Below are 10,216 nucleotides of genomic sequence, written 5' to 3' on the forward strand. Positions count from 1 at the left end.
ATCTATGAAACATTCTCAACTTGCTATTGTTGGCTTGGATTGCTTTTTAAATCAGCATTTAAATTCGGAAATCTTCTCAGCTTTAATTTATGATGGCAAGACCATTCAAGACATTAATCATCTTGATACTAGGGTAGAATCTTTCACTGTTTTATCGAAAATATCTCATCAAGCCCTGCAAGACTGCCAAGTTAATCGTTATAAAAATGTTGCTGTCATTACCGCCAACAATCAAACAGTAACGGCAGAGAATTTGGGAAAACATTTATCTAATTTATGGAATTTTGCAGCAATTACATTTAATTTAGATGGACATAAAGATTGTTTACTTAAAGCTTTAGAAATCGCCCAACTGCTGTTAACTGCGAAAGAAGTTGATACCGTCATTATTAGTGTAGTCAATTCTGAGCTTAATACTCATAGCGTTCATGGTGGAGCCATTATTGTAAAAGATTATGCAGTGGCTCAAAAAGATGGCGATCGCATCTATGCGGTACTAGAAAGCTTCACTCGCATTGCAGATACTCTCTCTCCTTCATCTGTAGCAATTCAACAAAGTTGTCAAAAAGCTTTGCAACAAGCCAACATCAGCCCTTCAGAGGTTGGCTATATTGAAGTTTGCCACCAAAGCCTTGTAGAAGAAAATAGCCCAGAATTTACCGGCTTAATTAATGCTTACGCTACCCATCAACATGACCTAACCTGCGCTGTAGGTAGCGTCAAGGCAAATCTGGGTGATTTGGGTATTGCGGCGGGAATCATTAGCTTAATTAAAACAGCCCTATGTGTTTATAATCGTTATTTGCCAGCATACCCCCAATGGCAGCAACCCCAACACCCGGAAATCTGGCAGAATAGTCCTTTTTATGTGCCTACAAGTTCTTATCCTTGGTTTTTGCCAAAAAATCAGGAAAAGCGCCAAGCTGCTGTGAATTTGGTTGCAGAAGATGGCATTTATGGTCATATTCTTCTCTCGGAAGATACGACTCAAACCAGTCGCAGTCCTAGCTATTTACCCTACGCTTCCTTTTTCCTTTTTCCCATCGCTGCTGATGAGGCTTCATCTTTGCAGACACAACTAGATGATTTAGCGGCCAGAATTGAAACTAGTTTATCTTTACCTCAGACTGCCCAAGAAAATTTTAGCCAGTTTCAACGTAATTCCCAGTCCCCTTATGTTGTGGCGATTGTTGGCGACAACAAAGAAACCCTACAACGGGAAATTAAACAAGCGCAAAAAGGTATTGAGAAAGCATTTAGGGAAGGAAAATCTTGGAAAAGCCCTAAAGGAAGTTATTTTACTCCCAAACCCCTTGGTAAACAGGGAAAAATCGCTTTTGTTTATCCTGGGGCCTTTAATTCCTATTTAGGTATGGGACGCAATCTGTTCCAATTGTTTCCCCAATTGTGGAACCGCATCGCCAGCTTAGTTAAAGATCCAAATCAATTCTTACAAGCAAAACACCTGTACCCCAGAAGCCAATATTCCCTATCACAGCGAGATTTAGAAGCCCTAGAAACTGAGTTTATCGCCAAGCCTTTATCCCTACTAGAAACCGGAACTGGTTTTGCGGTGATGTTCACGGACATTATGCAGCGCTATTTCCAAATTAAACCCCAAGCAGCCTTTGGTTACAGCATGGGGGAAAGTACCATGATGTATAGTTTGGGAGTTTGGCCTAATGCTGATGCAGGAAGTCAATATATCCATTCTTCCCCACTGTTTCGCGATCGCTTAATTGGGACAAAACAAACAGTAGCAGAATATTGGGGCGAACCTGCTGGGGAAAATTTATGGAGTAGTCATGTGTTAATGGCTTCACCAGCAGCAGTCAAACAATGCTTAGAACAAGAACCACGAGTTTATCTTACCCATGTTAATGCACCCCAAGAAGTGGTGATTGCTGGCGACCCCCAAGGCTGTTTACGGGTGATTGAACGCTTACAATGTGATGCTTTTCGTTCTCCGTCGGATATGGTGCTGCACTGTGAAGCTATGCAGTCAGAATTTGCCGCATTTATGCAGCTAAACACTGTCAATATGGGAACACCACCGGACACAGTATTTTACTCCTCTGCTAATTATCAACCAATTCCTCTAGAACAGTTGGCGATCGCCCAAAACTTATCACAAGGAGTCTGCCAATCCTTGGAATTTCCCCGCTTAATTGACCGCGCTTATCAAGATGGGGTCAGAATTTTCCTAGAGTTAGGATCAGGCGGTAGCTGTTCCCGTTGGATTACAGAAACTCTCCAGACACAAGATCACCTGGCTATGTGCGTTAACCGTCGAGGCACAGATGATTTAGCTGCCATTGTTAAAATGTTAGCCCAATTGGTGAGCCATAAAGTAGACCTAGATTTATCACCCCTCTATCTTCCCCAGGAAACACCAACCCAAATCACAACCCTGAAGGAAACAGTTCCAACCTTGGTAGCTTCTCCTCCTTGTCTATTTAACGAAGATGATATTTTAGAGTTTATTGAAGGGAAAGTATCAAAGGTTTTTGGTGAAAGCTATCAAGAAATTGACAGCTATACTAGACGAGTAAGAATGCCTTCACCTCCCTTTCTATTTGTGAGTCGTGTGACTCAATTAGAAGGGAAACTAGGAAATTATAAATCAGGATTTATTGAAACAGAATATGATATTCCCCAAGATGCTTGGTATGCAATTGATGGTCAATTAACTGTCGGCATCTGTAAAGAAGCTGGTCATGGACTGTTGATGTTATTAAGTTATTTAGGAACGGATTTTGAAAATCAAGGTAAACGTTCTTTCCGCTTATTAGATTTATCAGCAACGTTCCTTTTTGAACAGCCAGAAGCCATAAAAACATTGAAGTGTCGAGTCAAGATTACTTCTTCTGTGAAAACTGAAAAAAGTTTACTTATCTTTTTCCAAGGAGAAGCCTTAATTGGTGATCAAGTATGGATGAAACTCCATGATGGCTGTGCAGGACTGTTTTCTGATGAAGAATTAGAACAAGGACAAGGAATTGTTGTTTCCGAAAGTGAAGCAAGAGAACGTCAGCGAATTACAAAACAACAGTTTACACCTCTACTAACTTGTTCTAAATCAAATTTCACATTAGAAGATATTCTTGCTTTAACTCTGGGTAATTTGAGTCAGTGTTTTGGGGAAAGATACCAACAAAATTCCCTAAATCCATCCTTAAGATTACCACCAGCAAAACTACTCATGTTAGATAACGTGATGATGGTTAATCCACAGGGAGGAGTAGCCGGACTAGGATTAGCCATTGGGTCAAAAGAAGTCACACCGGAAGATTGGTATTACTTCTGTCATTTTCGGAATGATCCCACCATGCCAGGGAATTTAATGATTGAAGGATGTATCCAATTAGTGCAGTTTTATTGTTTATTTTTAGGGTTACAAACTCGAACCAAAGATGCTCGTTTTCAAATCATTCCTGGCAAAACTCAAGCAGCACGTTTTCGAGGACAAGTTACCCCCCAAACAGGCACATTAATGTATCAAATGGAGGTATTAGAACTTGGACTCTCTCCTCAACCATATGCTGTGGCTAATGTGGATGTTATTTTTGGCGGAAAAACCATTGCTACTATTAAAAATATTGGTGTTCAGCTTGTTGAAAAACCACTTGCCATCAAAAATTCTATCACTGAGATTAATAATCAACCCGTTTTATTCAATGAAGAACAACTAAAGCAATTCGCCAAAGGCTCAGTTGCTGCTTGTCTTGGTTCAGAATTTGATATATATGAAAATCGTCAATCTGTCCGCCTACCTAATGGAGAGTTTCAGTTAGTTAGTCGGGTTTTAGAAGTAGAAGGCAAGCGTCATGAACTGCAAAAACCTTCGCAAATAATTACAGAATATGATGTAAAACCTGATGCTTGGTTTTACGAACATAATGCTTACCCCACTTTGCCCTACTGCACCTACATTGAAATTGCTGGACAACCTTGCATTTTCTTAGGGGTTTATATGGGGGCAACCTTATTATCTCCTGATGATGATCTGCATTTTCGTAATTTAGATGGGCAGGGAACAATTCTTAAAGAAATTGACCTCAGAAATAAAACTATTACTGATAAAGTCCGTCTTCTATCTACAACTGCTGTGAAAGGGGCAATAATTCAAAAATATGAGTTTGAATTATCCTGTGAAGGAGAACCATTCTATCGCGGCAATATGGTCTTTGGTGACTTTAGCACCGCCGTTTTAGCCAATCAAGTGGGGTTAGATGGAGGAAAACGCCTCAAACCTTGGTATCAAGAACATGAAACTTCTGCTTTAGATTTCACAACAATTGCCTTAAAAGACCCCAATTGGCGACAGAAACTATATCAAATTAATCCAAATAAACCCCATTATCGACTCTCAGAAAAATATTTAGATTTTCTGGATGAAATGTTCATCATTGAAGATGGTGGAAATTATCAAAAAGGGTATATATATGCTAGAAAATCAATTACCCCTCAAGATTGGTATTTCCCCTTTCATTTTTATCAAGATCCGGTCATGCCTGGAGCCTTGGGAGTCGAATCAATTATCCAAGCTATGCAGGCCTATGCTTTGCAATTAGACTTAGGCAAATCATTCAAAAATCCTCGATTTGGTCAAGCTATTAATCATGAAATTACTTGGAAATATCGGGGACAAATTACACCAGAAAATCATTTGATGTCTTTAGAAGTTCATATTTCTAAGATTGAAATTTCATCTGACCGCGCCACAATTATTGGTGATGCCAGTCTCTGGAAAGAAGACTTAAGAATTTATGAAATTAAAGATATTGCTCTGTGCTTAGTAGAAGCATGATTTACGCATGGAAACGAAAGATTAAGGGTATAGGGGTATAGGGGTATAAATAAATGTTTGCAACCCTTACGCCCTCATACCCCTACACCCAGTCTCAACGCTTCTAAGAAATTCGCAATAAACCAACAATACCCATTCAATCATTATTTGAGGTTACCAAAAATGCTCACTCAAGGTACATCCATCGCCACCCTAAATCCACCAGATTCTCTTGCTTTCGATCATGAAAGTATTCAACAAAAATTACTGAACTTACGTCAACCTTGTTATGTATTTTTAAAAAATAATCAAATAGGAGTATCCCATCAACCTATTGAAGGCATACAAGCACAAATGATGGTGAATGCCATCTTACCCCAAAAATTGGGCGATCGCAGTTTTCTTGATTTTCATGGAGTTAACTACGCCTATGCGGCTGGCGCGATGGCGGGGGGTATTGCCTCGGAAACCCTAGTCATTGCCTTGGGAAAAGCCGGATTTTTAGCCAGTTTCGGGTCAGCAGGATTAGTACCGCAACGGGTAGAAAAAGCTATCTTACAAATTCAACAAGCCCTGCCTACTGGCCCTTATGCCTTCAATTTGATTCATAGCCCCTCAGAAGAAGCCCTAGAGCAAGGGGCTGTGGAACTTTACCTCAAACATGGGGTGAGAACAGTAGAAGCCTCAGCCTACATGGATTTAACCCCTCATATTGTCCGCTATCGTGCAGCCGGACTACACCTAAATTCTCAAGGGGAAATTCAAACCCACAATAAAGTCATTGCCAAAATTTCCCGCTCTGAAGTAGCTCAAAAATTTCTGCAACCTGCACCGCTAAAATTCCTCAAATCCTTAGTAGAACAGGGATATATTACACCGTTACAAGCTGCTTTAGCCGAAAAAGTCCCCTTGGCGGATGATATTACCGTTGAAGCCGACTCAGGGGGACACACTGATAATCGTTCCTTAGTGTGTCTGTTACCCAGCATTATCGCCTTACGAGATGAAATTCAACAGCAATACCATTATGAGCATCCCGTAAGAGTAGGTGCGGCTGGGGGAATTGGCACACCAGAAGCGGCTTTAGCTGCCTTTATGATGGGGGCTAGCTACATTGTCACAGGTTCGATCAACCATAGTTGCATAGAAGCTGGAACCTCTGACCATACCAAACAATTATTAGCCCAAGCAAGCATGGCTGATATGGTGATGGCACCCTGCGCTGATATGTTTGAAATGGGGGTGAAGGTACAACTACTTAAACGGGGTAGTTTGTTCCCCATGCGCGCGCAAAAATTGTATGACCTTTATAAAACTTATGGAGGAATTGAAGAGATTCCCCCAGAGATACGTCAAACTCTAGAAACACAAATTTTCCGCAAAAATTTAGATCAAGTTTGGGATGAGACCGTTGCTTATTTTTCCCAACGAGATCCTGAACAAATTGCACGAGCTAATAACAACCCTAAACGGAAAATGGCTCTGATTTTTCGCTGGTATTTAGGATTATCTTCTCGTTGGTCAACTAGTGGAGATGAGCAGCGCAAAATGGATTATCAAATCTGGTGTGGCCCCGCAATGGGTTCCTTTAATGAATGGGTAAAAGGTTCCTATTTAGAATTGCCTGAAAATCGCACAGTTGTTGACGTAGCTACACATATTATGCAAGGAGCAGCCTATTTATATCGTCTACAAAATTTGAAATTACAAGGTCTTAATTTACCATCCCAATACTGTTATTACCGTCCATTCCATATTTAGCCTTTACCACAATCATCTACCCATATTAACAAGTAATTATGACTACTAAAACAATTGATTCTCCTTTTGCTCCTGGACTGCCAGCCCTTTATATTGTGGCATTTTTATCAGGAATGTCTTTAGGGTTATTTAACCCATTTATTTCTACCCTGATGAAACAAAATAACATCAATGATATTGTCATTGGTGCTAATTCTACACTCTACTTTTTTATCATTGCTATTGGCACCCCATTAGTTACCAAAATTCTCAGTAAGATAGGTTTACGTAAAACCATGATGTTAGGGTTTTTGCTCATGGGAATAACTGCACCTTTATTTCCCTTCACAACCCAATTGTCTGCTTGGTTTTTGATTCGTGCTGTGATGGGTTTAGCTTGTTGTTTATATCTCATCTCTGGACAAACTGCTATCAACTATTTTTGTAATGATAAAAATCGGGGCATTGTTAATGGGTTAGATGCTTTATGTTTTAGCTTGGGATTTGGAATTGGGCCGGTCATGGGAGCAGCTTTTTACAATGCTTCCCCTAAAACAACATTCCTCTTAGGCGGTGGATTAATTCTGAGCGGGATTCTTGTTGTATATTTAGGACTACCGGAAAAAGAAATTAAGTTTCAAATCCCTCGATTCCAGATTATTAAAAAGCTAAAACTTCCCTTACATGGTTCCTTTGCCTATGGTTTTAGTGTCGCCACCTTAGTATCTCTTTATCCTCTCTATCTGCTAGAACAAAATTACGGTGTTGAGCGCATTGGTTATATTTTCGGGCTGTTTATTTTAGGAGGATTAATATCAACAGTTCCAGTAAGTCATTTAGCTGATCGTATAGGTAAAATTAAGGTATTGAAATATAGTGTGATTGTCGTGATTATTTCGGTTATTGGTCTATCTTTTATCGACGACCCTAATATCACACCTTTCTTAGCTTTTATTTCTGGTGTAGGAATGAGTCCTGTTTTTCCCCTATCTTTGGCTTTAATTGGCTCAAAATTGGCAGTTGATGAATTATCCTCTGGCAGTGCTTTATTTACATCCATTTATAGTGCGGGATGTACGGCTGGGCCAATTTTATCGGCAATAGTAATGACTTTGCTCGGAACGCAGTATATTTTTATGCTAATGATGGTTATTTTTGTTTTATTTTTCCTGAGTTTAAGTAAACAGAATAAATATAACCGTTCACTTCTAAGCGTTGAACGTTAGGAGATTGTTTAACAAGTTTTTGGTTGTGATTGTCAGCATTTACTGATCCCCCTAATTCCCCCTTGTAGCCTAGTGGCGTGGATTTAGGGGGATCTAAAATATTTGGCTTTTTAACGCAGAGTAACGCTGGGGTTAGCGCCAAGGTATGCAGAGATTTTCTCATGATATGGCTGTAACCAGATATATTAGGACATCGAGCTAAGATAAAACCCTGACAATAAAAAGCTTTTAAGTCTGTCAACAGTCAACAGTCAACAGCTATAATTCGCTAGTTTTAGATTGGTAGTGCCTATTTCATTTTCCGCGATTGGGGTGCTTGTTATTACAAGTATCCCTTTGTCTTTTTGCAGCTACATCAAAGTATATTTTTATGACACTGAGATAGAATTTCTTTACAAAATTAGTATTAAAAATAGCTAAAAGCTTTAATTGTTATGGTGTCGCTTAATGATTATTGGAAAATTCTCCTCCTGGAGAGGGATTACTAATAGACCTCAACATAAGCTTTATAGTAAGACTATGCACATTAATTTATTGGGGTTAATTATTTGATCATTAGTCATAAAAAATACAAGAAAATCCCTCAGAGTAGAGGTTTGGCAAGCAACAGTGACTGATTATATTAATAATAATGATAATCAAAATAATAAGTATGGCTGGTCAATATCCGCGAAATCTAATCCAAATGATTTTCCTGAACATATCTAAGTAGAAAGGAATATATATATCATTCCTTAGGATTTAGGTATAAATGCCTTCATCTAGCCAGTTACTTTTGGTTTTTTGGTAACAGCGATGAAGGTAATAGAAAATACAGGTTTGGAGTTCTGCAACGGCTAATAAGAGACGCAGGAGAGAGGGATGAGCCAAAGTTTAGTCAGAGTGCTGTTGATTGATGATGGTGAAAGAGATTACATTTTAACTTGTAATTGGTTCAGCGAATTTCGGGTAGCTAACTGCGAGTTAGAATGGGTAGATAATTATGAAGCGGCAAAAGTAGCGATCGCCAACAATCAGCATGATATATATTTAGTAGACTATCGTTTAGGCTCCCGCAGTGGACTAGAACTGTTACGTGAAGCAATTGCCGATGGCTGCACCTCTCCGATAATTTTGCTCACAGGTCAAGGAGACGCAGAAATAGATATAGAAGCCATGAAAGCCGGAGCGGTAGATTATCTAGAAAAGAACCAACTGAATGCACCTCTCCTAGAACGTTCTATTCTTTATGCTATTGAGCGTAAACAAACAGAAAAAAAAATCCGTGAACAAGCAGCGCTGCTGGATATTGCCAATGATGCCATTTTTGTACAAGATTTAGAAGGGCAAGTTTTATTTTGGAACGAAGCAGCAGCAAGGCTTTACGGTTGGCAAAAAGCAGAGGCAATTGACAACAAAACTCAAAATCTTTGGCAAGAAAAAAACTTAGCCTTATTGCCAAAAGCACTGGAGACTCTACAGCAAAAAGGTTCATGGAAAGGAGAATTATATCAAACCACAAAATCTGGTAAAGAAATTATTGTTGAAAGCCGTTGGACATTAATACATGAGTTTGGGAATAAATCCCAATGTATACTCGTTGTCAACACAGAAATCACCCAAAAAAAGCAACTAGAAGCTCAATTTCTTCGCGCTCAACGATTAGAGAGTATTGGCACTCTAGCAAGTGGTATTGCCCATGATCTCAATAATGTTCTAGCTCCTATTTTAATGACAGCACAACTCTTAGAGTCACAAATCAAAGATGAACGTTCTCGGCGACTATTGCCAATATTGATTACTAACGCTAAACGCGGAGCTAACTTAGTTAAACAAGTATTATCATTTACTCGCGGTCTTGAAGGTGAACGCACCTTATTGCAATTGAAGCACCTGATTGGAGAAATTCAGCAAATTATTAAAGAAACATTTCCCAAATCAATTGAGTTGGCGGCGCACATTTCTCAGAATCTTTGGACTGTTTCTGGTGATGCTACCCAGTTACATCAAGTACTGATGAACTTGTGTGTGAATGCCCGCGATGCGATGCCTAAGGGCGGTACTTTGAAAATCACGGCGGAAAACTTCTTGATAGATGAAAATTATGCCAAAATGAATATAGATGCCAAAGTCGGCCCCTATGTGGTAATTACAGTTACTGATACAGGCATTGGTATTCCCTCAGACATATTAGATCGGATATTTGAGCCATTCTTTACCACAAAAGAACTAGGTAAAGGCACAGGACTAGGACTTTCAACCGTACTCGGCATTATTAAAAGTCACGGTGGTTTTATTAATGTATATACGGAAGAGGGCAAAGGCAGCCAGTTTAAAGTGTATCTACCTGCTCAGGATACCAAAGAGCTTAGGACTTACGCATTGACAAAAAATTTCATTCATGTGTACTAAGCAACACAAGTATGGGTAAGATTTTCTACAATGTAATCACGCAAAACTAAAGTGAATAAGTTCCTTTGCA

At 39.4% G+C, this 10,216-nt stretch carries 3 protein-coding genes and 1 pseudogene; all 4 read left to right on the forward strand.

Annotated features, from left to right (window positions below):
• The first annotated feature begins 4 nt into the window (after window positions 1-4).
• Window positions 5-4,810 carry a PfaB family protein gene (locus H6G14_RS18445; protein WP_190568781.1) on the forward strand — a complete coding sequence of 1,602 codons (4,806 nt, stop codon included), beginning with the start codon at window positions 5-7 and terminating at the stop codon, window positions 4,808-4,810.
• A 162-nt stretch (window positions 4,811-4,972) separates the two neighbouring features.
• Window positions 4,973-6,550, forward strand: coding sequence for a PfaD family polyunsaturated fatty acid/polyketide biosynthesis protein (locus tag H6G14_RS18450; protein ID WP_190568782.1), 1,578 nt, complete (start codon window positions 4,973-4,975; stop codon window positions 6,548-6,550).
• A gap of 38 nt (window positions 6,551-6,588) precedes the next feature.
• On the forward strand, window positions 6,589-7,755 hold the full coding sequence (locus H6G14_RS18455) for an MFS transporter (RefSeq protein ID WP_190568783.1): 1,167 nt from the start codon (window positions 6,589-6,591) through the stop codon (window positions 7,753-7,755).
• Between the two features lie 861 nt (window positions 7,756-8,616).
• Window positions 8,617-10,104 (forward strand): annotated as a pseudogene (locus tag H6G14_RS18460) (two-component system sensor histidine kinase NtrB); the annotation flags it as partial.
• Between the last annotated feature and the right edge of the window lie 112 nt (window positions 10,105-10,216).

It is taken from the genome of Nostoc parmelioides FACHB-3921 (genome assembly GCF_014696625.1).
Taxonomy (GTDB): Bacteria; Cyanobacteriota; Cyanobacteriia; order Cyanobacteriales; family Nostocaceae; genus Trichormus; species Trichormus parmelioides.

Bases quoted from the DNA above. Each gene is read 5' to 3' on its own strand.
- H6G14_RS18450 (WP_190568782.1), top strand. From the start codon at position 4,973: ATGCTCACTCAAGGTACATCCATCGCCACCCTAAATCCACCAGATTCT.
- H6G14_RS18455 (WP_190568783.1), top strand. From the start codon at position 6,589: ATGACTACTAAAACAATTGATTCTCCTTTTGCTCCTGGACTGCCAGCC.
- H6G14_RS18445 (WP_190568781.1), top strand. From the start codon at position 5: ATGAAACATTCTCAACTTGCTATTGTTGGCTTGGATTGCTTTTTAAAT.